A 25,505-nucleotide genomic window follows, 5' to 3' on the forward strand; every position below is an offset into this window, starting at 1 on the left:
TGAACTCGTCGCACCGGAGGGTCGTTCACGCTCCGCCCTTCGCTCCGCGCCCCGATCACCGCGACCCCGGTGCGGACCAGGAGAGCGAGTTCCATTACGATGTGTGAGTATCCTGCGCCCGCCCCATTCGCCGCAGGTCCATCGGAGGCAGTTCGTGGCTGAGACCAAGACGCACACCGTCACGGTTGCGCATCGTCCGTTGCTGCTGTCCTGGGCCGGGGTGACCGACCAGGGGCGGCGCCGAGAGACCAATCAGGATGCTCTGCTCGCCGAGTACCCGCTGTTCATCGTCGCGGACGGCATGGGCGGCCACGCCGGTGGCGAGATCGCCAGCCAGAGCACGGTCACCCGACTGCGCGCGGTGGTGGACGCCGACGAGGTCTCTCCGTCCTCGATCGAGAAGGCGCTCGCTCTCGCCGTGGACGACATCGCCGGGCACCCCGACACCACCGATGAGGGCACGGGCACCACGCTCACCGGTGTGTACCTGGAAGAGCACGACGGCGAACCTCACTGGGTGGCGCTGAACATCGGCGATTCCCGCGTCTATCTCCTGCGCGACGATCGGCTCCTGCAGGTCACGACCGATCACTCCGTCGTGCAGGAGCTCATCGCCGCCGGCAAGCTCAGCCCGGAAGAGGCCGAGGGACACCCCTACAGCAATGTGATCACCCGTGCAGTGGGCGCGAGTGAGCTCACGGCGCCGGACTACATCACCATCGACGTGCGCCCGGGAGACCGGTTCGTCATCTGCTCCGACGGTCTCACGAAAGAGCTCACGGACTATGGCATCCAGCACTTCCTCCGGGCCCACGCCGACCCGGCCGAGAGCGTCGATGCGATGCTCGCCGCGGCACTCGACAACGGCGGCCGTGACAACGTCACGGTGATCGTCCTGCAGGTCGACGACCCCGACGACTCCTCCTCCCCATCAGCGGAGTCGGGGGAGTAGCGCTCCGCACCCTGTGGAAGGGCCGTAGCCGCCCGGAGGATGAGCTCCACTGGAGTCATGGACTCCTCGCCTCTGCTCCTCCCGTCCGCGATACCGCCCGCCCGGCGCCGCGCGCTCCCCCTCGTCGCCGCCATCGTCCCGGTGGGCGTGGGCCTGGCTCTCTGGGGCACGACCGGCGCCGTGCATGCACTGTGGTTCGCAGCGCTGGGGCCGCTGATGCTGGGAGCCTCTCTCGTCGACTCGGCCCGCGGCCGACGGCGGGAGCGACGGCTCGATGCCGACCGGGTGAGCGCCGCTTGGAGCGAGCTCGAGGCGGAACTGCACCGTCGCCACGCACGCGAGCGGGCGCAGGAGGAACGACGCCATCCGGACGCCGCCTCCTGTGTGCGGGATCGCCCGCTGCGCGATGCGCGGCCGCCGGGCGAAGACACCTCGCTCGTCGTGGGACGCGGGTCCCGGGTCAGCACCGTGCGCTGCGAGGGCGGAGACGACGAACGCGCCGACGACTTCCGCCGTCGATGCGGCGTGCTGGATGACGTGCCTCAGGTCGTCCCCCTCGGACGAGGGGTGTGTCTTCGCGGGCCCATTCCTCTCGTACAGGCCGCGGCACGCGGCTTCGTCGTCCAGCTCTGCCTGCGCTTCTCGCCCAGTGTGCTCTCTCTCGTCGTCGGCCCCGACGTGGGCGAGCCGGCCGCGGCGGCGTTTCCGCACGTGCAGCGGGCGCGACGCGGTGGGTTCCGCCTCGCTCTCGCTGCCGAGGCATCGTCGGAGCCGAGTGCTGACGCGGTGATCTGGGTCCTGCCGGCCGGCAGCGACGTGCCGGAGGGGATCACGACCGTGCTCGACATCGAGGAACCCGGTGCGGCGGTGCTGCGCACTCCGGACGGCGTCGTCGAGCTCGACGTCGAGTTCCTGTCGTCCGCGCAGGCGGAGGCGGTCGCGGAGCTGTGCGGCGGGCAGGCGGACGCGGCTCGGGCGGAGGCGTCAGTGGTGGTGCTGCGAGAGCTGCCGCAACCGCCGATGGGCACGGGTCTCCTCGTCGCCCTCGGTCGCGGAGCACACGGTGAGCCGATGACCGCCGACATCGTCGACGACGGTCCGCACGCGATCGTCACGGGGATGACGGGCACGGGGAAGAGTGAACTCCTCGTCACCTGGGTCGCGGCTATCTGCGCCGGGTACGGCCCGGACCGGGTGAACTTCCTCCTTGCGGATTTCAAAGGGGGAACCGCCTTCGAGCGCCTGCGGGACCTGCCGCAGGTCGTCGGCGTTCTCACGGACCTCGACGAGACGGAGGCACGGCGTGGCGTCGCGAGCCTGGCCGCGGAGATGCGTCGCCGCGAGAGCGCGCTCGCTGCGGCGCGGGCGCGCGACGTGCAGGAGACCGATCTTCCGCGGCTCCTGATCGTCGTCGACGAGTTCGCCGCGCTGCTGCAGGAGCATGCGGAGCTGGCCGCGGTGTTCACCGACGTCGCGGCGCGGGGCAGAGCCCTGGGGATGCACCTGGTCCTCGGCACCCAGCGTGCCGCCGGGGTCATCCGCGATGCCCTCGCCACGAACTGTCCGCTGCGGTTGAGTCTGCGCGTCGCCGAAGCCGCCGACAGCAGGGCCATGCTCGGCACCTCCGGCGCGGCCGAGCTTCCCGGCGGACCGGACGGCCGAGGTCGCGCGCTGCTACGACGTCCGCAGGACGACGCGCCGCTGGCGGTGCGCATCGCCCTCACCGACGACGACGTCATCCGAGGCATCGGGAAGCGATGGGCCGGAGCGCAGGCATGCCCACCGCCCTGGCAGCCTGCTCTCCCGGCACGCCTGCCGCTCCCCACGCTGATCGAGCACGCAGGGGCCGCGGGGCTGTCCGGCGCCGACTCCCGAGTCGTGCTCGGGCGTGCCGACGACCCCGAGCACCAGAAGCAGCCGCTCGAACTCCTGCGCCCTGGCCGTGAACGTGGCCTGGTCGTCCTGGGCGCCCCGGGAACGGGAAGGACGACGGTCTTGCGGGTGATCGCGGCGCAGCATCCGGACAGCACATGGTTCCCCGACGACCCCGAGGCGGCGGTGGACCTGCTCGCCGCGTGGGCCGAGGGCGAGGTGGCACCACCCGACCTCCTACTCGCCGACGATCTCGACCAGCTCCACGCGGTCCTCCCGCTCGAGGTCGGCCACGAGTTCGTCCAGCGTTGGGAGCAGCTGGTGCGCTCAGCGACCGGCACCACCTGGGTGCTCACGGCCGGCCGGATGACGGGGCCGCTGGCACGGGTGCTGGAGGCGCTTCCGCGGCGCGCACTCCTGCGGATGCCGACACGCGTGGAGCATATCGCGGCGGGCGGTGAGGTGGCGCACTTCCGGCGCGACCGTCCGGCGGGGCGGGCCATGCTCGGCGACCGGGAGATGCAGTTCGCCTGGGTGGAGGCCTCCGGCGCGCTCCGCCGCAGCGGAGTGCCGGGGCGAAGCACCGCCGCGTGGGTGCCGCAGACGGAGATGGCAGCGTTGGTCACCCCCGGCGCGCCGGCCGTCGTCGCTGCGCTGAAGACGGCACACCCGGAGTGGGACGTGCGTGGGGTGGGTCCGGAGGTATGCGGGACAGGGAAGCCACTCGTGCTGGTGGCGGATGCGGAGACCTGGCAGCGTCACGTGGCCTTATGGCAGCAGGTGCGCTCGCGCGGGGAAGTGCTCATCCGCGCCGAGCGGCCGAGCGAGCTCCGTCAGCTCGTCGGCGTCCGAGCTCTGCCGCCCTACGCGCGGCCGGACGCCGGGCGCGCCTGGTCCGTGATCGGGGACCGCCCGCCACGACGGGTTGTCCTTCCGGCGCTGGGGCGTCGGTGACCCCTCCGTCGGCCGCGGCAGCGTTCGAGGCGGTCTGGTCAGATCCCTGCGCCCGGACGGATGGTGCCGACGCTCGCTCCGCCTCCGTGCACCGTGAGCGGCAGGGCATCACTCAAGGCAGCCACCTCAGCGTCACGGAGCCCGCCCGCGCGAGCCAGCAGAGTCGCGGCGACGATGGTCGACGCGCGAGCGCCGCCGTCCAGCATCTTGAGCGCGACCGTCGTCCCGTTCGGAGCCACCATCACCATGACGCCCTCCGCGCCGCCCTTGGCGAAGACGCCGAGGCGTTCGATCGCGATGGTGTCGGGGCGCCCGGGGCCGTCGATGGTCCAGGGGTTCTCGCGAACCGCCTTCACCAGCGATCCGGCCACGCGGTGCAGGGCGAAGGGGGAGCGCTCGGAAGCGGTTCCGATGCGATGGATCGCGCGGGCCAGGCCCGTGAGGGTGAGGGCGTACACCGGGGCGCCGCAGCCGTCGATCGCGGTGTGGGCCATCTTCTCGCCGGTCAGCCGCTCGACGACGTCGCGGATGTGGGCCTGGAGCGGGTGCGCGGGGTCGAGATAGCCGTCGGTCGGCCAACCGGTCGCGATGCAGGCGCGGAGCATGGCGGCGTGCTTGCCGGAGCAGTTCATCCGGACGCGCGCCTCCTGGCCGTGCTCGCGCACCATCTCGTCGCGGGTCGCGGAGTCGCTCGGCCACGCCGGGGGACACGCGAGGTCGTCCTCGTTGAGGCCGCCGGCGGTGAGCATCTCGCGCACGACCTCGGCGTGCCGGTCGGTTCCGGAATGGCTGGCTGTGGACAGAGCCAACTGCTCGCCCTCGAGCACGGCGCCCGCCGTGAGACAGGCGACCGCCTGCACCGGCTTGAGGCTGGAACGCGGGAGGATCAGCGCCTCCGTGTTGCCGTGCCGCGCGACCACCTCGCCCTCGGGGGAGAGCACCACGGCCGCCCCGGCGTGACGCGACTCGATGAAGCCGCTCCGCTCCACGACGGCGAGTTCGACGGAATCCTGAACGGTGAGAGTCTCCAGCACCCGACAACTCTACCGGCGGGTGCGGCTCGCCTCCGTCGAGGACGGAGCCCGGGTGTCGGCGCCGCCTGACAGACTGGGATCATGCCAGAGCAGACGACTCCGCGGCCCCTCGGCGAGCACCGGTACGCCCTCACCTCCACCTGGACGGGCAACACCGGAACCGGCACGAGCGGCTATCGCGACTACCGCCGTGATGTCACGATCGAGGTCGAGGGGAAGCCGGAACTGCTCGCGTCGTCCGATAAGCCCTTCCGTGGCGATCCGTCGCGCTGGAACCCGGAGGACCTCCTGCTGGCTTCCCTCTCCGAGTGCCACCTGCTGTCCTATCTGCATGCGTGCGTGACGGCCGGCGTCGTGGTCGTGTCCTACCGCGACACCGCGAGCGGCGTGATGCGCGAGAACGGCGCAGGCGGCGGGTCCTTCGCCGAGGTGCTGCTGCGGCCGGAGGTCGTCGTCGCCGAGGCGTCGATGATCGAGGCGGCCGAGCGGGCGCACGCCCAGGCGAACGAGTGGTGCTTCATCGCCAACTCGGTCAACTTCCCCGTCCGGCACGAGGCGACGGTGACGGCCGCCGGCTGAGCGAACCGTTCAGCGGCGCTCGTGCGGGAGCGCCTGCTTGATCTTCTCGATCGTGTTCTGTGCGGGCGCCTCGTTGTAGGTGCCCGCGAGCTCCTGTCCGGAGAGGGCGTGGATCGCGGCCATGATCTCGTCGGTCGCGAGTCGGCGTGCGCGGCCGCTCGTGGCCGGTCCGTGCGGGGACAGATCCAGGGGCTCCCCGAAGCGCACGGTGATCCGCTCGGAGAGCGTGGGCATCGTGGCTCCTACCGGCATGACCTTGTCGGTGCCGATGAGTCCCACGGGGACCACGGGGGCTCCCGTCTGCAGGGCGAGGAACGCCACGCCCGTGCGGCCCTTGTACAGCCGGCCGTCGGTGGAGCGGGTGCCCTCGGGGTACAGCGCGACGGCGAGGCCCTCGTCGAGGAGCTGACGCTGCAGGTCGAGGGCGTCGAGAGCCGCCTGGCCGGCGCCGCGGCGGACCGGGATCGCACCGATCGACTCGAAGAACGTCTTGGAGGCCCAGCCCTTCAGGCCGGTGCCCTCGAAGTAGCTCGACTTGGCGAGGAAATGCACGGGACGCGGGGCTGCCACGGGGATGGCGATGGAGTCGATGAACGACAGGTGGTTGCTGGCGAAGATCACCGGGCCGGTGGTGGGGACGTGTTCGCGTCCTTCGATGTGCGGCCGGTAGACGAGCCGGGCGAGCGGGGCAATGAGGCTGCGGCCCAGGGCGTAGGTGAAGCCGGCGTGCCGGGGCTTCGGGGAGTCCTCTGAGGGGGTTTCGGGGTCCACGGACTGCTCAGAGCTCATCAGAGCAGGCTACTCCCGGATCCATGCCGACGTGGGAATGAAGACTCGCGCCGCCGCTTCCCAGCGCGAGCAAAGGGCGATGAGGCAGGATGGAAGCTCCCGCCCGCGATCGTGAGGTCTTCCTGTGCGCACCCGTCCGCTGCTCGTCCTGTCCACCGTCGCTGCGGCGACCCTGCTGCTGGCGGGCTGCTCCGGGAACGGCGATCCGCAGAGCACCTCCTCTCCGGACGCCTCCGGGTCGAGCCAGTGCCTCGTGAACGCGAAGGCCGGCGACACCTCGGACGCCATCGAGGTCGACGGCGAAGGCCTCGACGCCAAGATCACGGTTCCCGCCGATGCGGAGTTCGCGAACGTCGAGCGGACCGTCGTGTCCGAGGGCGACGGGGACGACCTCGCGGCGAACGACCTCGTCTCCGTCCAGTACCAGATCGTCGATGCCGCCAGCGGCGACGTGGTCGACTCCTCGGCGCGTGGCGAGGACGGCACGCTCCCCGTGCTCCTCGACCCGAACCAGTCGTCGCTGTTCGTCGCCGCGCTGGAGTGCGAGCCGGTCGGATCCCGCGTCGTCCTCGCGATCCCCGGCAGCGCGCTCGGTGAGGGCCAGAGCAACATCGTCGTCTACGCGGAGGCCGTCGACCGACTCCCCGAGGTCGCGACGGGTGAGCCGGTCGAGCCGACCGCCGGCATGCCCGAGGTCGAGCTCGACGACGACGGCAAGCCGACCGTCACGATCCCGGACGGCGACGCGCCGGCCGAGACGAAGGTCTCCGTCCTCAAGCAGGGCGACGGTGCGACGGTCGCGTCCGGCGACCTCGTGGTCGTGCAGTACCTCGGCGTGAAGTGGTCCGACGGCGAGGAGTTCGACTCCAGCTGGAGCCGTGACGCCGCCCCGGCGCAGTTCCAGACCACGGGGGTCGTCGCCGGCTTCCAGAAGGCGCTCGAGGGGCAGAAGGTCGGTTCGCAGGTTCTCGTCGTCATGCCGCCGTCCGACGGCTACGGCGCGAGCGAGGGCCACGAGCTGCAGGACGAGAGCCTCGTGTTCGTCGTCGACATCCTCGCGACGACTCCGGTCCAGCCGCAGCAGTAGCCGCCGTCTCGGACGGCGCAGACACGTGTCCTAGGCTGGCGTCATGCGTCGCGTCATCATCCTCGGCTCCACCGGTTCCATCGGCACCCAGGCGCTGGATGTGATCCGCGCCAACCCTCGACGCTTCGAGCTCGTCGGTCTCGCCGCGGGGTCGAACGCCGCGATGGTGTCCGAACAGGCGGCGCAGTTCCAGGTGGAGCACACCGCTCTCGGCGCGGCGGAGGCGGAGCAGCTGGTCCGCGACGTCGAAGCCGATGTGGTGCTGAACGCCATCACCGGCTCGATCGGTCTGGGCTCGACGCTGGCTGCGCTGGAGGAGGGGCGGACGCTCGCCCTGGCGAACAAGGAGTCGCTGATCGTCGGCGGCGATCTCGTGCTGGCCGCAGCAGCCCCCGGCCAGATCGTGCCGGTGGACTCCGAGCACTCCGCTCTCGCGCAGGCCCTGCGCTCCGGCACACACGACGAGATCCGTCGGCTGGTGGTCACGGCCTCAGGCGGGCCCTTCCGCGGGAAGTCGCGCGACGAGCTCACCGCCGTCACGCCGCAGGATGCGCTCGCGCACCCGACGTGGAACATGGGACGCACGGTCACCACGAACTCCGCCACGCTGGTCAACAAGGGCCTCGAGGTCATCGAGGCGCACCTGCTGTTCGACGTGCCCTACGACGACATCGACGTCGTCGTGCACCCGCAGTCGGTCGTGCACTCCATGGTGGAGTTCATCGACGGATCCACCATCGCCCAGGCCTCTCCGCCGGACATGCGGCTGCCGATCTCGCTGGGCCTGGACTGGCCGCACCGGGTGGGTGGGGTCGGTCGGCCGTTGGACTGGACCACCGCCACGTCGTGGACGTTCGAGCCGCTCGACGACGCCGCCTTCCCCGCGGTGGCGCTCGCGAAGGCGGTCGGACGTGTCGGAGGCACGTTCCCCGCGGTCTACAACGCCGCCAACGAGCAGGCCGTGGACGCGTTCCACGAGGGACGCCTGCCGTTCCTCGGCATCGTCGACACCGTCCAGCGCGTCGTGGACGCGCACGACGCGCCGGATGCGCTGACCGTGGAGTCGCTCGCAGCGGCGGAGGACTGGGCGCGGCGGAAGGCCGATCAGCTCATCGCCGCCGCCTGACGCGACGCGGGCTCAGTCCTCGTCCGGGTACGGCACGGGCCAGCGCGGCTCCGGCACCGGCCAGCCGGCGGCCTTCAGTGCACGCCGGGAGAGCTCGCGGGCGGAGTATGGCGTCCGCACCCCGCGGATGTCGCGGTAGTCCTGGTGCCCGGGGCCGGCCCAGAGGATCGCGTCGCCGTCGCCGACGAGTCCGACGGCGGCCACGATCGCGGCCTCCGGCGGGGAGTACTCGTGGATCTCGGCGTCAGGCCGGGCGCGACGCGCGCCCTCGACGAGGGTCGCGCGGATCGACGCCGGGTCCTCGAACCGCGGGTGATGATCGGTCACGACGAGGATGTCGCTGCCCTCCACCGCGGTGCGGGCCATGTCGAAGCGCTTGCTGGCGTCCCGGTCTCCGTCGGCGCCGAACAGCATGAGCACCTTGCCGGGGGTCACCCGTCGCACGGCCGCCAGGGTCTTCTCGAAGGCGTCGGGCGAGTGGCCGAAGTCGACGAAGACCGCCGGTCCTCGCGCGCCCGAGACGAGCTGGGTGCGGCCGGGCAGATAGGCGTGGATGCCGCCGTCACGCTGCAGGGCTTCGACGATGCGATCCCACGCATAGCCGCCCTCGAGCAGCATGACGATCGCGAGCGCCGCGTTCGCCGCCATGTGCGGACCGATCACCGGCACCGTCGTGGTGAGGGTGCCGGCCGGTCCCGTCATCGTGAACGTCGTGCCGGTCGTCCGCTCGTCGTCGATGACGACCACCCAGTCGGCCTGCGTCGCCGCGTCGGCGTCGGCCGCGATGGAGGGTGTCCCGACGGTGACGACGGGGATCTCGGAGCGTTCGACGACCAGGGCGCCGGAGGAGGAGTCGAGGCAGACGACGCCGCGCACGGCACGATCGGGGCGGAAGAGAGGCAGCTTCGCCTCGAAGTACTCCTCCATGTCCGCGTAGTCGTCGAGGTGGTCGTGGCTGAGGTTGGTGAACCCCGCGACGTCGAATCGGATGCCGTCGACGCGGTGCCGGGACAGGGCCTGGGCGCTGACCTCGACCGCGACGGCCTCGACCTCGCGCTCGCGCATGAGCGCGAGGAGGGCGTGCATCTCGGAGGCCTCGGGGGTGGTGAGCCGCGAGACGATGACCTCACCCGCGATGTGCCGTTCGGCGGTGGAGGAGAGCCCGGTGACGACGCCCATCTGGTCGAGGATGCCCTCGAGGAGGTGGGAGACGCTCGTCTTGCCGTTCGTTCCGGTGGTCGCGAACAGGAGGGGGAGCGGATCCTCCGCGCCCGTGCCGTACACCCAGGCGCTCAGCGCGCCGAGCACGCCGCGGGGATCGTCGACGATGAGGATCGGGAGACCGGCGTCCGCGGCGATGTCGGCACCCGCCTGGTCCGTGATGACCGCGACGGCTCCCTTCTCGGCGGCGGTCTTCGCGAAGTCCGCGCCGTGGCGGTTCACGCCGCGGATCGCGACGAACGCCTCGCCGGGACGCAGGTCGGCCGTGGCGAGGGTGATGCCACTGAGAGCGACGCCCTCCACGTCGCCACGCACGGAGCGGGCGAACAGCGAGGCGAGTTCGGACAGCTCGCGCCGGGGCGGGTTCGCCGGGCGGAGCACGGGGGGCAGGGTCGGCTGTTGTTCCATCGACATGTCGTCTCCATGTTCTCACGACGGCGGTGTCAGCTCGGGCGGGTCGGTCCGCCGCGCGCCGGAGTCGGGCGCGGCGGACCGGGGATCAGGCGCGGCGGCGGAACGCGAGCACCGCGACCACGAGCGCCGCGACACCGGCGAGGAGGCCGCCGGCGCCCAGGGCGATGCCCAGCGCGTCGTCGCCGTCGTCCGCCGTCGCGGGCTGCGGCGCGGCGCTCGAGCCGTGACCGTCCGCGGCGCCGTCCGTGACCGTCACGACAGGCGCAGGCGAGTCGAGGTCGTGGGGGTCCTCACCCTTCTCGGCGAGCTGCGTCCACTCGGTCGCGCCGTCCACGCACTGCTGGACCACCGGGAAGGCGAGCGACTCGGGCGTGTCCTCGTCCAGGCCCACCGACATGCTCACGGCACCGCGCAGGTCAGTCGGCACCGGGGTGAGGGCGGTGTACGTGACGGCGCTCACGAGACCGTCGTCGCCGCGCTCGACCTGGATCGTCCAGTCGCCGTCGAGCGTCGGGGCGACCGAGGCGAGGCCGTCCGGCATGGTGATGCGCAGGGCCGTGGTGGGCGAGGTGCCGCAGCCGTGCGAGAACGAGAAGGTCAGCACGCCGTGGTCGCCCGCGGCGAGCTCGTCGGGGCTGACGCTGACGTGCGCCCCGGCCATCGCGGGCACGGCGAGGGCGAGGGCGAGTCCGCCGACGATGCCGGTGGCTCCGAGGAAGGCGCGGCGCGGACGACGGGGACGGATGGTGGTGTTCGACATAGGGTCTCCAGATGCTCGTGTGCGGGCGCGCCGGAACTGCGCAGCCCGGAAGAAAGGGCCGTCGAACGGGGACGGCCGGATCGAGGGACGGCTCAGCCGCCGACGAGCACCGGAGGACCGCGTCGCGAGACCACGGCGGTCGTCGCGACGTCGAGCGGAGGGAGAAGAGCGGAGCGCAGCGGACGCGGGGGTGCCGGAGGCGTGGTGGCGGGTGCCGTCCCGCGTCGGAGAGCGGCCAGGAACCAGCGGGCGATCGTACGCAGCACGCTCTCGCCATGCCACAGCAGCACCGTCGTCAGCAGGGCGGCTGCGAGGTGGGCCGACAGCATCAGCGCTCCCGGCCCTGGGGTCGGTGACAGCGGGCCGAGCGCGCTCAGGTCGAGGTGGTGGGAGTGGGCGCCGAGGCCGGGGGCGTCTCCGGCGGTGGGAGCACCCAGAAGCTGGAAGAGCAGGTGGAACGCGCCCTGCGCCAGGATCACGGCCACCGCGACCCGCGCGCGCGACGACCGCTCGCCGACCACGGCGGCGGAGAAGGGCACGAAGAGCGCGGCGACGGCGGCGATGAGCAGCGGGTGCGGGGCGGCGCCGCCGGCGAGCGTGTGCGAGACGGCCGCGAGGAGTGTGGCGATCGCGGACACGGCGGCGGCGCGGAGGAAGCGCAGCTGCCGGGACGTCATCGTGCCAGCCTAGCGACGCTGCGCGAGCCGGGCGGATTCCTAGGCTGCGGGCAGTAGCGTGGGCCTGTGGAATTCCTGCTCTATCTGGGCGGCATCGTGTTCATGCTGATCGGCCTCGGCCTCTCGATCGGTCTGCACGAGGTCGGCCACCTCGTCCCCGCCAAGCTCTTCGGCGTGCGTGTCGGCCAGTACATGATCGGCTTCGGGCCGCGCCTGTGGTCGAAGCGGATCGGCGAGACGGAGTACGGCTTCAAGCTGCTGCCCCTCGGCGGGTTCATCTCGATGTCGGGCATGTATCCGTCGTCGAAGGACAGCGGGCCGGCGTCCGGGGCGTTCCGCACGCTCATCCAGGACGCGCGCTCGGCCAACGACGAGACGATCGCGGAGGGCGCGGAGGACCGGGTCTTCTACAAGCTGCCGGTGTGGAAGCGCGTGATCGTGATGCTCGGTGGACCGCTCATGAATCTCCTGCTGGCCGTGGTCATCTTCACCGTCCTCGTCAGCGGGATCGGTGTGCAGCAGGGCACCACGACGGTCGCGGCGGTGAACGAGTGCGTGGTCCCCGCATCGTCGACGGCGACCGAGTGCGGGGCCGACGATCCGGAGTCACCCGCCGCGGCGGCCGATGTGCAGCCCGGCGACGTCCTCGTGTCCATCGACGGGAAGCCGGTGTCGACCTTCGCCGAGGCCACCGCCATCGTCCAGGCCTCACCGGGCGAGCCCCTCGCCCTCGTGGTGCGCCGGGACGGCACCGAGCGGACGCTCACCCTCACACCCATCGCCGCGGAGCGCACCCTCACGGATGCGAGCGGGCAGCCGGTGCTCGACGACGACGGCGAGCCCGTCGTGAAGGAGGTCGGCTACGCGGGGATGATCGCGCAGATGGGCTACGTGCAGCAGCCGCTGACCGCCGGCCCGCAGCTGGCGGCGGATACCGTCGCGCGGGTCGGCTCGCTGATCGTGACGCTGCCGGTGCGGCTGTGGGACGTCGGGGTCTCGCTGGTGACGGGTGGCGAACGCGATCCGAACGGTCCGCTGAGCGTCGTCGGCGTCGGACGCCTCGCGGGCGAGGTGGCCGCGACGGACGCTCCGGTGCTGAACCGCTTCGCCGTGCTGCTCGGCCTTCTCGGCTCGCTCAACGTCGCGCTCTTCGTCTTCAACCTCATCCCGCTGCTGCCGCTCGACGGCGGACACATCGTCGTCGCGCTGTGGGAGGGGGTCAAGCGGGCGTGGGCGAAGCTCTTCCGACGGCCGCCGCCGACGCCGGTCGACGCCACCAAGCTCGTGCCGCTGACCGTCGTCGTCGCGACGCTGCTGATCGCGATGGGCGCGCTCCTGCTCGTGGCCGACCTGTTCAACCCGGTCAAGCTCCTGGGCTGAGCGGCCGGAGCGCGCTCAGCGCAGGGCGTGCGCCGCCAGGCGCTCCAGCGTGCGGATGCCGTCGCGGGACAGGATCGATTCGAGGTGACCCTGCACCGAGGCGAAGCCGTCGCCGCGCAGCGCGTAGACGTCTCCGGTCACCGGATCGGCGGAGACCTCGGCCGCGCCCACCGTCGTCACTCCCGGGTCGACCCGCGCCGTGAAGGTGTTGTAGAACCCGATCGAGGCGTCCTCGCCGAACACCGGCACGGCCTTCTGCAGCCCCTGGTGCGGAGCGTCGAGGGGCGTCAGCGCGATCCCCATCCGGTCCGCCAGGATCTGGTGGCTCAGGCACACCGCGAGCAGCGGCGACTGCGCCTGCAGGCGGGCCGCCACCACCTCCCGCATCCGTGCGATGCGCGGGCTCGCGTCGTCTCGGGGGTCGCCGGGGCCGGGGCCGGCGACGACGAGATCGGCCGTCTCGACCGCCTCGTCGTCGACCGTGTCCCAGGAGGCGATCGTCACGTCGAGCCCGAGATGGCGGAGCTGATGCGCGAGCATCGTCGTGAAGCGGTCCTCGGCGTCGACCACGAGGGCGGAGCGGCCGGAGAACGGACCCGTGAAGTCCTCGCCCTGCGGGTTCAGCCAGAATTCGGCGAGGCGGGCGTTGCGCGAGGAGAGGAGCGCGGCGACGTCCGGGTCGTCGGCGAGACGCCGGGGCTCACCGGGGGCGTCGGCGTCGCTCCGCGCCTCCGCCACACGGTCCCGGTCGATCGCGCCGATGGCTCCCAGCACGCCCGCGGCCTTGCCGTGTGTCTCGGAGACCTCGCCGTGCGGGTCCGAGTGCCGGACGAGGGTGGCGCCGACGGGCACGCTCAGCGCGCCGTCCTGCAGGTACACCGTGCGGATGAGGATCGGGGCGTCGAGGTCGTGCCCGCCGTCGCCGTGGGGGGTGAACAGCGCGGCCACCCCGGAGTAGTACCCCCGGGGCTTGCGCTCGTGCCGCCGGATCACGGCACAGGCGTTCTGCATGGGCGAGCCGGTCACGGTCGGGGCGAACATCGTCTCGCGGAGGATGTCCCGCGGGTCCAGTCCGCTCCGGCCGCGCAGCATGTACTCCGTGTGCGTCAGCCGCGACATCTCCTTGAGATGCGGGCCCGTGATGCGTCCGCCGTCGGCGCAGACGGCGCTCATCATCTTGAGCTCCTCGTCGACGACCATGAACAGTTCCTCGGTCTCCTTGGTCGACGTGAGGAAGTCGGTGAGCGTCTCCTTCGTCGCGCCGCCCGCCGGATGCCGGAAGGTGCCCGAGATGGGGTTCATGGTGACGACGCCGCCGCGGGCCACGACATGCGCCTCGGGGCTCGCGCCCACCGCGATGTGACCGGGGGTGACGACCGCGAACGTCCAGTAGGCGCCGCGCTCGTGAGTGAGGAGCGCTCGGAACCAGGTGAGCGCCGCGGTGCGCTCATCGGCGTCGACGGTCGCGGTGAAGTCGCGGCGGATGACGAAGTTCGCGCCCTCGCCGCGGCCGATCTCATCGGCGATCACCGTCTCCACGATCGCGGCGTACTCCTCGTCGGCGATGTCGAAGCCCTCGTCACGCAGGGGGACAGGGGAAGAGGGGAGCGCGTCGAGCACGGCGGCGGTCGGCAGGTGGAGGTGCTCCGCCACGACGAGACAGCGCAGCGGGGCGCCGTCGTCCTGAGCCACGAAGCCGCGCTCGCGGACCTGTCGATACGGGACGAGGGCGAAGACCTCCCGCGGCTCTCCGTCGACGGTCAGCGGGATGTCGGCGAGCAGCTCGACGTCGGTCACGTCGCCGGTGAGCAGCTCCACGGTGTCTGTGCCGTCCCGCGCGATCAGCACGAAGGACGCGGTGGGATCGGCGCTGAGCTCGTCGAGGCGAGAGAGGGTCATCGATGTCTCCTGTGCGAGGGCTCCGGCTCGGCGCAACGAAAAGACCGCCCCGGAGGCGGTCTGGATTCGAGGGAACGCGAACACACCGCCTAGGAGGCGGGCCACCAGGTGATGTGCGCGATCATTGGGGCGAAACTACCACACCCCGCCCTGCCGGCCGGGCGGCGTGACGTCACCAGAGAGAGCCGCCGGTTCCCGCTTCCTCGTCGTCGAGGCAGTGATCCACGAGCAGGCGCACGCCGCGCGCGATCTCCTCGTCGTCCAGGTGTGGAGCGCCGGCCGGCGCGGTGCTGCGGGACCAGGGCAGATGGACGAAGCCGGCGGGCACGTGCGCGGGGACGGCGGAGAGCGCCGTGTACAGCACGTGGTTGCACACGTACGAGCCCGCGGAGAGCGAGAGGCGTGCGGGGAGACCCGCATCGGCGAGCAGGCGCACGAGGCGCTTCACGGGGAGGGTGGCGAATCGGGCGGCCGGACCGTCCGGATGGCTGTGCTGGTCCACCGGTTGCACGCCGTCGTTGTCGGGGATCCGCGCGTCGATCAGGTTCAGCCCGACGCGCTCGACCGCGACCCGATCGCTTCCGCCGGCGAGGCCCGTGCACACGACCGCGTCGGGGGAGTGCTGGGCGATCCGCTCCCGCAGGAGCGCGGCCGATCGGGCGAACGACACCGGCAGCGTCGCGACGACCAGGTCGTGAGGGCCGTCGTATCCGGCGGCGACTGTCTCCACGGCCTCCGTCGAGGGATTGCGGGCTGCGCCGTCGAAGGGATCGAAGCCGGTGAGGAGGATGACCGCCATGTCCTCAGCGTAAGCGCCCGCATCCAGCCCTTCTGCATCCTGGCGGCGTAGGCTGGGATCGTGCCAGCAGTGAATCTTGGGATGCCGAAGGTCCCCGAAGTCCTCGCCCCGCGTCGCAAGTCCCGCCAGATCAAGGTGGGCAAGGTGCTCGTCGGCGGCGATGCGCCCGTCAGCGTGCAGTCGATGACGACGACGAAGACGACCGACATCAACGGGACGCTGCAGCAGATCGCGGAGCTCACCGCCTCGGGCTGCGAGATCGTGCGCGTCGCCGTTCCCTCGCAGGACGACGCCGATGTGCTGCACATCATCGCGAAGAAGAGCCAGATCCCGGTCATCGCCGACATCCACTTCCAGCCGAAGTACGTCTTCCAGGCGATCGACGCCGGGTGCGCGGCCGTGCGCGTCAACCCGGGGAACATTCGCAAGTTCGACGATCAGGTCGGTGAGATCGCGAAGGCCGCCAAGGACGCGGGCGTCTCGCTCCGCATCGGCGTGAACGCGGGCTCGCTCGACCGTCGCCTGCTCGAGAAGTACGGCAAGGCCACGCCGGAGGCCCTGGTCGAGAGCGCGGTCTGGGAGGCGTCGCTGTTCGAGGAGCACGACTTCCACGACTTCAAGATCTCGGTCAAGCACAACGACCCGGTCGTCATGGTCAAGGCCTACCGTCAGCTCGCCGAGCGGGGCGACTGGCCGCTGCACCTCGGCGTGACCGAGGCGGGCCCGGCCTTCCAGGGCACGATCAAGAGCGCGACCGCCTTCGGCATCCTGCTGGGGGAGGGCATCGGCGACACCATCCGCGTGTCGCTGTCCGCCCCGCCGGCCGAGGAGGTCAAGGTCGGTCACCAGATCCTCCAGTCCCTCAACCTCCGGGAGCGCAAGCTCGAGATCGTTTCGTGCCCGTCGTGTGGTCGGGCGCAGGTCGACGTGTACACGCTCGCGGAAGACGTCACCGAGGGGCTCAAGGAGATGACGGTGCCGCTGCGCGTCGCGGTCATGGGCTGTGTCGTGAACGGTCCGGGCGAGGCGCGCGAGGCCGATCTCGGCGTCGCATCGGGCAACGGCAAGGGACAGATCTTCGTCAAGGGCGAGGTCATCAAGACCGTCCCGGAGGCCGACATCGTCGCCACGCTCATCGAGGAGGCGAACCGCATCGCCGCCGAGATGGGACCGGACGCTCCGCTCGGTACCGCCCAGGTCGTCACCGCCTGATCCGAGGAGCGCCATGCCCACGCCCACGATCGTCACCTTCCCGGACGGCAGCCTCCGCGGAGACGCCGTCGTGACCCGTGTGACGGACGACGCGGACGGGACGGTGATCGTCGTCGACGGCACCCCGTTCCACCCCGTCGATCACACCTGGCCCGATCAGCCCGGCGATGCCGGCGCGATCTCCGGCGAGGACGGGTCCGTCCGCGTGACCGAGGCGCTCATGGCTGCGGTCTCGGACGACGGCGAGTTCGCCGTGGGCAGCGCGATTCCTGTCAAGCGCGGGACCGAGGGCTGGACCTGGCTGGTCGCTCACCGGCTGGAGGACGCGGCGCCGGCGTGGCTCGCAGAGGGGACTCGCGTGGTGCTCTCGGTCGACGGGGCACATCGTGCCGGCCTCAGCCGCGGTCACACCGCGTGCCACCTCGCCTCCCTCGCCCTGGATCTCGCGGTCGCCGACCTCTGGCGCAAGGACCCGGGGGAGGATGCGCTGGGAAACCCGGACTTCGAGGGACGCGCGAACCAGTCCAGCCGCATCCACGAGGGCGGTGCGGTCGACGAGTACCGGCTCGGCAAGAGCCTGCGCCGCGCGGGCTTCGACACCGAGACATTCGCGGCCACGCTGACGGACCGTGAGCAGCGCATCAACGCGCAGCTCGCCGCGTGGGTCGCCTCCGCTGCCGCGAGCCGCATCGAGGTGGACGGACCGACCATCGTCGACCGGCGGCACTGGCACTGCGACCTCCCCGAGGGTGAAGCCGTGATCCTCTGTGGCGGCACCCACGTCCGTTCCCTCGCGGAATTCGCCGCCATCACGGTGACCCTGGATCTGTCCGACCCGCAGCTCCTCGTGATGACGACGACCGCGACTCCCGCCGCCTGAGCTGTCGCCCGCCTCAGGCGCTCGCGCGAGGACAGGCGCCAGTCGCCGGTGTCGCCTGTTGTCGCGTGACTGCCTGTTCCCGCGACGTGGTCAGCGCTCGAACCCCGCCTGCACCCGACCCCCCGCGAGTTCCAGTTCCTCGCCGACCCGCGCCGCGAACCCCGGGATGTCTCCGGCGAGCAGCGGAGCGCTGAGCTGCTCCGCGCGCTCGGGACTCCACGCGCGCAGACGTCGGGGGAGCCACTTCCCGGAGCCGATCCACTGCCCGTCGGCCAGCAGCATCAGCTCTGCCATGCGCTCGAACAGCAGGCCTGCGACCACGCGCTGTTCGAGAGGATCCGTCGCGTCGCCCAGGTCGTCGAGGAGATCGGTGATCACGTACCGCCGGAACCGTGACTCGCGGTCTTCCATTGTGGGGCCGGCGGCGAGCACGGCGCCCCACCGGGCCCGCAGGTCGTCGAGCCCAGGCCCGGAGCGCACAGGCACGCCCTCAACGAGCATGCGCACGATGACAGGTCGGTGCTGTGCGACGCCGCGGTTCGCCCATGTCTCGAACCCTGCCGCCGTGTAGGCGAACACCTCGAAGATCTCGCCCTCGAACTCGAAGGTGGCGGCCTCGCTCGCCTGGGCGTCGTCGGCGAAGAGGTCGTCGTCGATGAGCAGGAGGTCGATGTCGCTCGTGTGCGTGCGCTCGTCGCGGGCCGTGCTCCCGGCGACGATCGCGGTGCGTGCGCGCGGATACCGCTCCACGAGGAAGCGCTCGACGCGCTCGGCCTGATCCATCTCGACAGGGTATCCGGCGGGGACACAGGCGATCGCGGCGACACAGGCTCTGGTGCCGGTAAGCGCCTGATCCGGCGTCCTCGCCTGACCCGGCGGAGTCAGACGGCGAGCTCGATCTCGCCCGCGGCGATGTCCACGCGCACGACGCGCAGCCGCACCACATCGCCGGGCTTCGTGTCGGGGGTCACCGGCGCGGTCGTCGTCACCGCAGGCTCCGCGATCTGGACAGCAGCCCGCTCGCCTCGGAGCTCGATGACCGTCGCCTCGACCGACTGTCCCACCAGAGGTGTGAGCAGCGCGGCCTCGACGCGGTTCACGGTGTCCGCGTCCAGCTGCGACGCCCGTCGGCCCGAGGCCTGCATGAGCGCGGGGAGGTCGCCGAGGGAGGAGCGCACCCACTCCGGCACCGGCTGTCCCGTCGACACGGCGAGGCAGATCGTGAGGACCCAGCGGTCGACGAGCCTCCGGAGGGGAGCGGTCGCGTGCGCGTACGGGGCTCCGATCGCGGCCTGCACGGCGTCGGCGGGCGGCTCCCCGTCGAACACGAGGTACCCGGCACCGCGGAACAGCGAGGCGGCGGCTTCCAGCACCGGCAGGGTCATCGGGTCGGAGCGGTCGAGGCCGCGGAGGTACTCGCCGTAGGTGCCGCCGGTCCATGGCCGCCCGAGCGCCTCCGTCTGGTGCCGGAAGGCCGCGAAAACCGTCTCGTCGGGTTCCGGCATCGTGCGGAGGATGCCGGCGCCCGCGTCGATCATGAGCGCCGCGGCCGCCATCCCGGTCATGAGCGACAGCTGCGCGTTCCACTCCTCGACGGGCAACGGGCTACGACGCTCGATCGCGTAGGAGCCGTCCTCGGTGCGCACGACCTCCTCGTCCGGGACGTTGAGGCTGGCTCCGCCCCTTCGGCGCTCCTGCTCGAGGCGGAGGGCACCGATCTCCGGCAGCAGCGCCGCGTGGCCGCCGTCGCCCCGGTCCAGCGCCTCCTGGGTGGAGGCGTAGTCGAGCTGAGCACGGGACCGGATGAGGGCGCGCTCCAGCCGGAAGTCGGTCACGGTGCCCGCGGCGTCCAGCGCGAACGTCCACACGAGTGCGGGACGGTCGACATCGGGGAGCAGGGAGACGCGGTCCTCGCTCAGCACCGGCGGATGCAGCGGGATCGTGCCGTCCGCGGCGTACAGGGTCTGTCCCCGTCGGCGGGCCTCCGCGTCCACGGCACCACCGGGGGTGACGAAACCCGGCACGTCCGCGATGGCGTACCGCACCCGATAGCCGTCGCCGTCGCGTTCGAGGTGGAAGGCCTGGTCGAGGTCACGGGCGCCCGTCGGGTCGAGGGTCGCGAACGGGATGTTCGTGAGGTCGAGATCCGGGGTCGTCGCCGAGGCCGCCTCCGCCTCGGCGAGCACGTCGGCGGGAAACGCGGTCGGTGTGTCCAGGTTCTCCCGGAGCGCCGAGAGCGCCGCGGCGAGGTCGGTCTGGGCGGCGGAGGGGGCGACATGCGAGCGGCGCTGGGGCATGCCGCCAGCCTAGGTCGACCGCCGCCCCGATCCGGGGCATCCGGCCCGCGTGCCCGCACCGGCCGCTAGCGTGGGGACATGACCACTGCTGCCAAGGCCCAGACCCTCGTCGGACTCTATGACGCCCCGGAGATCCTCCGTGTGGTGAACGTGTGGGATGTCGTCTCCGCACGCGCCGTCGCCGCGCTGCCGGAGACGAAGGCGATCGCCACCGCCGGTCACGGCATCGCCGCGTCGTTCGGCTACGACGACGGCGACACCCCGCGTGACGTCATGATCGACATGGTCGGCCGGATCGCGGCGGCCGTGTCGGTCCCCGTCACCGCCGACCTGGACGACGGGTACGGCGACGCGGGGGAGACCACCCGCCTCGCGATCGCGGCCGGCGTCGTCGGCGCGAACGTCGAGGACCGCCTCAAGCCGCTCGACGAATCGGTCGCCGTCGTCGAGGCCATCGTGAAGGCTGCGGAGGCCGAGGGCGTCCCGTTCGCCCTCAACGCCCGTACCGACGCCTTCGTGCGTGCCGGGTCGCGCCCCGTGGAGGAGAGCATCGCGGACGCGATCCAGCGCGGGCGTGCGTTCCTCGATGCGGGTGCCACCGCGGTGTTCGTCCCCGGCATCCTCGACGCGAACGTCACCCGTCAGCTCGTCGAGGGGATCGGCGAGCGCAAGGTCAGCGTGATCGGCATCCCCGGCGCGCTCGCCGCCTCCGAGTACGAGAAGCTCGGCGTGGCCCGCATCTCCTACGGTCCGCTGCCGCAGCGCGTGGCGCTCACGGCTCTGCAGGAGCTCGCCGAGAGCCTCTACGGCGGCGGTGTCGTGCCGCAGGGACTCCCGGCCCTCAACTGAGCGACGAGGCGGGTGACCGCGGCTCACTACACTTGAGCCGTGGTCACTCGTCTTTCGAACTTCTTCCTCCGTACGCTCCGCGAAGATCCTGCCGGTGCCGAGGTCGCCAGTCACAAGCTGCTGATCCGCGCCGGGTACATCCGACCGCAGGCGGCGGGCATCTTCGCGTGGCTGCCGCTGGGTCTGCGCGTCAAGGCGAAGATCGAGACCGTCATCCGCGAGGAGATGGCCGCCGCGGGTGCCCAGGAGGTGCACTTCCCCGCGTTGATGCCGCGCGAGGCGTACGAGGCCACCGGCCGCTGGGACGAGTACGGCGATCTGCTGTTCCGCCTCCAGGACCGCAAGGGCGGGGACTACCTGCTGGCGCCGACGCACGAGGAAGCGTTCACGCTGCTCGTGAAGGATCTGTACTCGTCGTACAAGGACCTGCCGCTGACGATCTTCCAGATCCAGGACAAGTATCGCGACGAGGCCCGGCCCCGCGCCGGGCTCCTCCGCGGCCGCGAGTTCACGATGAAGGACGCCTACTCCTTCGACTCCTCCGACGAGGGGCTGGACGCGAGCTACCAGGCGCAGCGGGACGCGTACGAGCGCATCTTCCAGCGGCTGGGCCTCGAGTACGCGATCGTGCAGGCCGACGCGGGGGCCATGGGCGGTTCGCGCAGCGAGGAGTTCCTGCACCCGACCCCCGTGGGCGAGGACACGTTCGTCCGCAGCGCCGGCGGCTACGCGGCCAACGTCGAGGCCTTCAGCACGCCCGTCCCGGCTCCGGTCCCGTTCGACGCCGACGGCGCCCCCGTGATCTTCGACTCGCCCGACACCCCGACCATCGAGACGCTCGTGGCGCACTGCAACCGTGAGCTCGACGGCGGGTACACCGCGGCCGACACGCTCAAGAACGTCGTCCTCGCCCTGAAGCACCTCGACGGCACCCGTGAGCTCGTGATCGTCGGCATCCCCGGCGACCGCGAGGTGGACGAGAAGCGCGCTGAGGTGGCGTTCGCCCCGGCGGAGGTCGAGACCGCCACCGCGGACGACTTCGAGAACAACCCGCTGCTGGTGAAGGGCTACATCGGTCCGTGGTCGCCCACGGGTGCCGTGCTGGGCGAGGAGTCCGCCACGGGCATCCGCTACCTCGTCGACCCCCGCGTGAGCGAGGGCACGAGCTGGGTCACCGGCGCGAACATCGACCAGAAGCACGCGCACTCGGTCGTCGCCGGGCGCGACTTCGAGGCGGACGGCATCGTGGAGATCGCGAACGTGCGTGCCGGCGACCCGGCGCCCGACGGCTCCGGTCCGGTCGAGCTCGCCCGCGGCATGGAGATCGGTCACGTCTTCCAGCTCGGGCGGAAGTACGCGGAGGCGCTCGGCCTCAAGGTCCTCAACGAGAACGGCAAGCTCGTCACGGTCACCATGGGGTCGTACGGCATCGGCGTCACCCGGATCCTGGCGATCATCGCGGAGCTGAACAACGACGACAAGGGCCTGATCTGGCCGGCCTCGGTCGCGCCGTTCGACGTGCAGGTCGTCGCCGCCGGTCGCGACCAGGTCGCCTTCGACGTCGCGGAAGACCTCTCGGCTCAGCTCGAGGCCGCAGGGCTCGACGTGCTGTACGACGACCGTCCGAAGGTGTCACCGGGGGTCAAGTTCGGCGACGCCGAGCTCGTCGGGGTCCCGAAGATCGTGATCGTCGGTCGCGGTGCCGCCGACGGCCAGGTCGAGTTCTGGGACCGTCGCACGGGGGAGCGCGAGGCGGTCTCGGTCGCCGAGGCCGTGGAGCGGCTCTCCGCCACGCGCTGAACCGGCGCTCCCGGTCGCTCAGCAAGTGACGCGGCCGTGGTTCATGATGTCGTCGTCCGGGGTGTCTCGGGTCACCAGCGCCTTGAGCGCCCCGGCGGCCATCGCGACCTTGCCCTTCGCCGGCTCCCAGAACTCGGCGACGACCGGGGTGACCGCGAGCAGGGCGATGCCGGGGGTCTCCAGCCCGTCCTCGAACCAGATGTCGAGGGAGGGGGAGTAGAGCTCCTCCATCTTCGCGCGATCGTGGACGACCTCGGCGGTGCCGGCGACGGACACATAGCGCATGCCCTTGGCGTCGCAGTACGCGAGACCGACATCATGGTGGCGGCGCGCCTCCTCGACCTTCTCCGTGTCCTCCGCGGTGAAGAACCAGATGGCACCCGCCTCGTCCATCTGCCTGGTCGACATCGGCCGGCTGACGAGGTTCCCGTCCGGGTCGGTGGTGGTGAGCATGGTGAAGTCGATGTCCTCCACGAGTTCCTTGATGCGGGCGAGGGCCTCGGGTCCGGTGATCTCTGTCATGTCGCCATGGTGGCGCCACCGCCGACCGAAGGCACGGGCGTTGACACCGCGTCCCGGCCGTGCTGCGGAGCGCGGGCGCGCGGATCCTCGGCGTTGCGTCCCGCCGCCTTGGTGCCGCGTGGGACGCTGGGGGGCATGACCGAGGAACCGCTGCCGGCCGCTCTGAGCGACGAGATCAACCATGTGCTCGACGAAGCGGGGGTGTCCTCGGACCGTCGGCTCGTGATGCGGATGCTCCGCACGGCGCTGCTCCTCGGTGAGGACGACACCGACCGCCTCGACCTCAAGATCGCCTCCGCCGCCCTGGCCGAGATGCGCGACGCGTTCCGCCTCTTCGCCCCGTTCCGCGGGGTGCCGAAGGTGACGGTGTTCGGGTCCGCGCGCACCCTCCACGACGACCCGCTGTACCTGCAGGCGCGCGATGTCGCCGCGGCGCTCGCGAACGACGGCTGGATGGTGGTGACGGGCGCCGGCCCCGGGATCATGCAGGCCGCCGCCGAGGGGGCGGGGCCCGCGCTGTCGCTCGGCGTCTCCATCCGGCTCCCCTTCGAGGAGAGGGCGAACAGTCTCGTCGCGGGAAGCGATCAGGTCGTCGCGATGAAGTACTTCTTCACCCGCAAGCTCATGCTCATCAAGGAGTCGAGCGGCTTCATCTGCCTTCCGGGCGGGTTCGGCACGCTCGACGAGATGTTCGAGCTGCTCACCCTGCAGCAGACGGGGAAGGCCGAGCCGACGCCGATCGTGCTGCTCGACGAGAAGGGCGGATCGTTCTGGCAGGGGATGCGGCGCTTCGTCGACGAGCACCTCGCGCCGATGGGGGTGATCTCCCCCGGGGACTTCGATCGCGTCGTCATCACCGACTCGGTCGAGGAGGCCCGGGCCGAGATCACCGGGTTCTGGCGCAACTACGACTCGCTGCGGTGGGTGGGGGACACGCTCGTGCTGCGACTCAAGGCCGAGCCGACGGACGCAGAGATCGAGGAGCTGAACACCGCCTTCGCGACGCTTCTGTCCTCGGGGCGCATCGAACGGACGGCTCCGCGTTCCCCGGAGGTGGCCGACGACGACCGGCTCGACCTCCCGCGCCTCGCCCTGCACCTGGATCAGCGTCAGGTGGGCAACCTCTTCCGCCTCATCGGCGCCCTCAACGCTCTCCCGTCCGCGCCGAAGGCCTGACCCCCGCGGGTTCTCACGACGCAACAGGCGTCCGCGCGGAGACAGGCTTCTCGCACACGGAGCGCGTGGTGTCGCGGGACTGCCTGTGCCCGCGAGGACTGGATGGCCCGGGGGTGCGGCACACGGTATCGTTGTACGGATGTCGCGCGTGCATTCGGGCGCGACGAGAGCTGAATAGGGAGGCCGTCATGGACATCGAACTGAGTCTGCTGCGAGGGATCGAGAAGGAGAAGGCGATCCCGTTCGACGAGCTCGTCGCGATCATCGAGCAGGCGATCCTGACCGCGTACTCCAAGCACGTCTCGCCCGACGGTGCCACGCCCGAGGGTGTCCGCGTGCACCTCGACCGCAAGACCGGCCACGTCGCCGTCCTCCAGGTCGTCCGCGACGACGAGGGCGCGATCATCGGCGAGGAGGAGACGACCCCGGACGACTTCGGTCGCATCGCCGCGTTCGCCGCCAAGCAGGTGATCAGCCAGCGCCTCCGGGACATCGCCGATGACGCCGTCCTCGGGGAGTTCAAGGGCAAGGAGGGCGACATCGTCGCCGGCGTGATCCAGCAGGGGCCCAACCCGCGCATGATCCACGTCGACCTCGGCACCGTCGAGGCGATCCTCCCGCCCGAGGAGCAGGTACCCGGCGAGGAGTACACGCACGGGTCTCGTCTCCGCGTCTACGTGACCAGCGTCGCCAAGGGGCTCAAGGGCCCGCAGATCACCGTCTCGCGCACGCACCCGGGTCTGGTCCGCAAGCTCTTCGCGCTCGAGGTGCCGGAGATCGCCGCGGGGCTCGTCGAGATCGTGGCGCTCGCGCGCGAGGCGGGCCACCGGACCAAGATCGCTGTCAAGGCGAACGACCCGGCGATCAACGCCAAGGGTGCCTGCATCGGTGAGATGGGCCGCCGTGTGCGTGCTGTCACCGAGGAGCTGGCGGGGGAGAAGATCGACATCGTCGACTACGACGCCGACCTGCCGACGTTCGTGGCGCACGCGCTGTCGCCCGCGAAGGTCACGAGCTCGTTCGTGCTCGATGCGAGCACCAAGGCCGTCCGCGCCCTCGTGCCGGACTACCAGCTGTCGCTCGCCATCGGCAAGGAGGGCCAGAACGCGCGTCTGGCTGCCAAGCTCACGGGCGCCAAGATCGACATCCAGCCGGACAGCGTCCTCGACTGATCCCTGTCCGTCCTCGCGCCACGCCCGGCGGCGGCGAGGACGGACGGAACGCAG

22 protein-coding genes are annotated in these 25,505 nt (G+C 71.3%); 12 read left to right on the forward strand and 10 right to left on the reverse strand.

Annotated elements, in window-relative coordinates; all coding sequences use genetic code 11:
• Window positions 1–154: 154 nt before the first annotated feature.
• Complete coding sequence (locus BK819_RS06225; protein WP_071328375.1) at window positions 155–952, forward strand: PP2C family serine/threonine-protein phosphatase; 798 nt, start codon at window positions 155–157, stop codon at window positions 950–952.
• 57 nt (window positions 953–1,009) lie between these two features.
• Window positions 1,010–3,778, forward strand: a complete 2,769-nt coding sequence (locus tag BK819_RS06230) for an FtsK/SpoIIIE domain-containing protein (protein WP_083391683.1) — start codon at window positions 1,010–1,012, stop codon at window positions 3,776–3,778.
• Window positions 3,779–3,816: 38 nt separating this feature from the next.
• Here BK819_RS06230 and BK819_RS06235 read toward each other — a convergent pair whose 3' ends face one another.
• Window positions 3,817–4,812: an asparaginase gene (locus BK819_RS06235; protein WP_071328377.1), complete on the reverse strand. Its 996-nt coding sequence runs from the start codon at window positions 4,810–4,812 to the stop codon at window positions 3,817–3,819.
• An 81-nt stretch (window positions 4,813–4,893) separates the two neighbouring features.
• Here BK819_RS06235 and BK819_RS06240 point away from each other — a divergent pair, with 81 nt between their 5' ends.
• Entirely contained in the window at window positions 4,894–5,391 is a 498-nt protein-coding gene (locus BK819_RS06240) for an OsmC family protein (protein ID WP_071328378.1), read from the forward strand.
• 9 nt (window positions 5,392–5,400) lie between these two features.
• Here the strand turns inward: BK819_RS06240 and BK819_RS06245 are convergent, their stop codons facing one another.
• The gene (locus BK819_RS06245) at window positions 5,401–6,180 is read right to left on the reverse strand and encodes a 1-acyl-sn-glycerol-3-phosphate acyltransferase (protein WP_071328379.1); all 780 of its coding nucleotides are present in this window, start codon (window positions 6,178–6,180) and stop codon (window positions 5,401–5,403) included.
• Window positions 6,181–6,304: 124 nt separating this feature from the next.
• Here BK819_RS06245 and BK819_RS06250 point away from each other — a divergent pair, with 124 nt between their 5' ends.
• Together BK819_RS06250 and dxr are read left to right on the forward strand one after the other, a co-directional pair.
• Complete coding sequence (locus BK819_RS06250) at window positions 6,305–7,267, forward strand: FKBP-type peptidyl-prolyl cis-trans isomerase (RefSeq protein WP_071328380.1); 963 nt, start codon at window positions 6,305–6,307, stop codon at window positions 7,265–7,267.
• 43 nt (window positions 7,268–7,310) lie between these two features.
• A complete protein-coding gene (gene dxr / locus BK819_RS06255; RefSeq protein WP_071328381.1) occupies window positions 7,311–8,393 on the forward strand; it encodes a 1-deoxy-D-xylulose-5-phosphate reductoisomerase in 1,083 nt (360 codons plus the stop codon).
• A gap of 12 nt (window positions 8,394–8,405) precedes the next feature.
• On the opposite strand, the gene BK819_RS06260 is transcribed toward dxr, so the two are convergent.
• The 3 genes from BK819_RS06260 to BK819_RS06270 all read right to left on the reverse strand — a co-directional run bounded on the left by BK819_RS06260 (window position 8,406) and on the right by BK819_RS06270 (window position 11,465).
• The gene (locus BK819_RS06260; protein WP_071328740.1) at window positions 8,406–10,022 is read right to left on the reverse strand and encodes a Mur ligase family protein; all 1,617 of its coding nucleotides are present in this window, start codon (window positions 10,020–10,022) and stop codon (window positions 8,406–8,408) included.
• 91 nt (window positions 10,023–10,113) lie between these two features.
• Window positions 10,114–10,788: a YcnI family protein gene (locus BK819_RS06265; RefSeq protein WP_071328382.1), complete on the reverse strand. Its 675-nt coding sequence runs from the start codon at window positions 10,786–10,788 to the stop codon at window positions 10,114–10,116.
• 92 nt (window positions 10,789–10,880) lie between these two features.
• Window positions 10,881–11,465 (reverse strand): hypothetical protein, encoded by a 585-nt coding sequence (locus tag BK819_RS06270; protein ID WP_071328383.1) that lies wholly within the window; start codon window positions 11,463–11,465, stop codon window positions 10,881–10,883.
• 66 nt (window positions 11,466–11,531) lie between these two features.
• Between BK819_RS06270 and BK819_RS06275 the strand changes: the two genes are divergently transcribed.
• Entirely contained in the window at window positions 11,532–12,845 is a 1,314-nt protein-coding gene (locus BK819_RS06275; protein WP_143049256.1) for an RIP metalloprotease, read from the forward strand.
• Between the two features lie 15 nt (window positions 12,846–12,860).
• Here BK819_RS06275 and BK819_RS06280 read toward each other — a convergent pair whose 3' ends face one another.
• Complete coding sequence (locus tag BK819_RS06280; protein ID WP_071328384.1) at window positions 12,861–14,744, reverse strand: chorismate-binding protein; 1,884 nt, start codon at window positions 14,742–14,744, stop codon at window positions 12,861–12,863.
• A gap of 172 nt (window positions 14,745–14,916) precedes the next feature.
• Complete coding sequence (locus tag BK819_RS06285) at window positions 14,917–15,543, reverse strand: hypothetical protein (protein ID WP_083391684.1); 627 nt, start codon at window positions 15,541–15,543, stop codon at window positions 14,917–14,919.
• Between the two features lie 81 nt (window positions 15,544–15,624).
• On the opposite strand from BK819_RS06285, the gene ispG reads away from it, so the two are divergent.
• A complete protein-coding gene (gene ispG / locus BK819_RS06290) occupies window positions 15,625–16,755 on the forward strand; it encodes a flavodoxin-dependent (E)-4-hydroxy-3-methylbut-2-enyl-diphosphate synthase (RefSeq protein ID WP_025103167.1) in 1,131 nt (376 codons plus the stop codon).
• A gap of 13 nt (window positions 16,756–16,768) precedes the next feature.
• On the forward strand, window positions 16,769–17,635 hold the full coding sequence (locus tag BK819_RS06295) for a hypothetical protein (RefSeq protein ID WP_071328385.1): 867 nt from the start codon (window positions 16,769–16,771) through the stop codon (window positions 17,633–17,635).
• Window positions 17,636–17,725: 90 nt separating this feature from the next.
• On the opposite strand, the gene BK819_RS06300 is transcribed toward BK819_RS06295, so the two are convergent.
• Window positions 17,726–18,418: a nucleotidyltransferase domain-containing protein gene (locus tag BK819_RS06300; protein WP_071328386.1), complete on the reverse strand. Its 693-nt coding sequence runs from the start codon at window positions 18,416–18,418 to the stop codon at window positions 17,726–17,728.
• Between the two features lie 98 nt (window positions 18,419–18,516).
• Window positions 18,517–19,932 (reverse strand): RNB domain-containing ribonuclease, encoded by a 1,416-nt coding sequence (locus BK819_RS06305; RefSeq protein WP_071328387.1) that lies wholly within the window; start codon window positions 19,930–19,932, stop codon window positions 18,517–18,519.
• A gap of 78 nt (window positions 19,933–20,010) precedes the next feature.
• Between BK819_RS06305 and BK819_RS06310 the strand changes: the two genes are divergently transcribed.
• On the forward strand, window positions 20,011–20,781 hold the full coding sequence (locus tag BK819_RS06310) for an isocitrate lyase/phosphoenolpyruvate mutase family protein (protein ID WP_071328388.1): 771 nt from the start codon (window positions 20,011–20,013) through the stop codon (window positions 20,779–20,781).
• A gap of 39 nt (window positions 20,782–20,820) precedes the next feature.
• Complete coding sequence (locus BK819_RS06315; protein WP_071328389.1) at window positions 20,821–22,581, forward strand: proline--tRNA ligase; 1,761 nt, start codon at window positions 20,821–20,823, stop codon at window positions 22,579–22,581.
• An 18-nt stretch (window positions 22,582–22,599) separates the two neighbouring features.
• On the opposite strand, the gene BK819_RS06320 is transcribed toward BK819_RS06315, so the two are convergent.
• Window positions 22,600–23,103, reverse strand: coding sequence for a pyridoxamine 5'-phosphate oxidase family protein (locus BK819_RS06320; RefSeq protein ID WP_071328390.1), 504 nt, complete (start codon window positions 23,101–23,103; stop codon window positions 22,600–22,602).
• A gap of 135 nt (window positions 23,104–23,238) precedes the next feature.
• On the opposite strand from BK819_RS06320, the gene BK819_RS06325 reads away from it, so the two are divergent.
• Both BK819_RS06325 and nusA read left to right on the forward strand, forming a co-directional pair.
• Window positions 23,239–24,279, forward strand: a complete 1,041-nt coding sequence (locus BK819_RS06325) for a TIGR00730 family Rossman fold protein (protein WP_071328391.1) — start codon at window positions 23,239–23,241, stop codon at window positions 24,277–24,279.
• Between the two features lie 188 nt (window positions 24,280–24,467).
• Window positions 24,468–25,451, forward strand: a complete 984-nt coding sequence (gene nusA, locus BK819_RS06330; protein ID WP_071328392.1) for a transcription termination factor NusA — start codon at window positions 24,468–24,470, stop codon at window positions 25,449–25,451.
• Window positions 25,452–25,505 lie beyond the last annotated feature (54 nt).

This window comes from Microbacterium sp. LCT-H2 (genome assembly GCF_001866135.1).
Classification (GTDB): domain Bacteria; phylum Actinomycetota; class Actinomycetes; order Actinomycetales; family Microbacteriaceae; genus Microbacterium.

Coding starts and splice junctions, on each gene's coding strand:
- BK819_RS06230 (WP_083391683.1), top strand. CDS start 1,010: ATGGACTCCTCGCCTCTGCTCCTCCCGTCCGCGATACCGCCCGCCCGG.
- BK819_RS06240 (WP_071328378.1), top strand. CDS start 4,894: ATGCCAGAGCAGACGACTCCGCGGCCCCTCGGCGAGCACCGGTACGCC.
- BK819_RS06245 (WP_071328379.1), bottom strand. CDS start 6,180: ATGAGCTCTGAGCAGTCCGTGGACCCCGAAACCCCCTCAGAGGACTCC.
- dxr (WP_071328381.1), top strand. CDS start 7,311: ATGCGTCGCGTCATCATCCTCGGCTCCACCGGTTCCATCGGCACCCAG.
- BK819_RS06260 (WP_071328740.1), bottom strand. CDS start 10,022: ATGGAACAACAGCCGACCCTGCCCCCCGTGCTCCGCCCGGCGAACCCG.
- BK819_RS06265 (WP_071328382.1), bottom strand. CDS start 10,788: ATGTCGAACACCACCATCCGTCCCCGTCGTCCGCGCCGCGCCTTCCTC.
- BK819_RS06270 (WP_071328383.1), bottom strand. CDS start 11,465: ATGACGTCCCGGCAGCTGCGCTTCCTCCGCGCCGCCGCCGTGTCCGCG.
- BK819_RS06280 (WP_071328384.1), bottom strand. CDS start 14,744: ATGACCCTCTCTCGCCTCGACGAGCTCAGCGCCGATCCCACCGCGTCC.
- BK819_RS06285 (WP_083391684.1), bottom strand. CDS start 15,543: ATGGCGGTCATCCTCCTCACCGGCTTCGATCCCTTCGACGGCGCAGCC.
- ispG (WP_025103167.1), top strand. CDS start 15,625: ATGCCGAAGGTCCCCGAAGTCCTCGCCCCGCGTCGCAAGTCCCGCCAG.
- BK819_RS06295 (WP_071328385.1), top strand. CDS start 16,769: ATGCCCACGCCCACGATCGTCACCTTCCCGGACGGCAGCCTCCGCGGA.
- BK819_RS06300 (WP_071328386.1), bottom strand. CDS start 18,418: ATGGATCAGGCCGAGCGCGTCGAGCGCTTCCTCGTGGAGCGGTATCCG.
- BK819_RS06305 (WP_071328387.1), bottom strand. CDS start 19,932: ATGCCCCAGCGCCGCTCGCATGTCGCCCCCTCCGCCGCCCAGACCGAC.
- BK819_RS06310 (WP_071328388.1), top strand. CDS start 20,011: ATGACCACTGCTGCCAAGGCCCAGACCCTCGTCGGACTCTATGACGCC.
- BK819_RS06320 (WP_071328390.1), bottom strand. CDS start 23,103: ATGACAGAGATCACCGGACCCGAGGCCCTCGCCCGCATCAAGGAACTC.
- BK819_RS06325 (WP_071328391.1), top strand. CDS start 23,239: ATGACCGAGGAACCGCTGCCGGCCGCTCTGAGCGACGAGATCAACCAT.
- nusA (WP_071328392.1), top strand. CDS start 24,468: ATGGACATCGAACTGAGTCTGCTGCGAGGGATCGAGAAGGAGAAGGCG.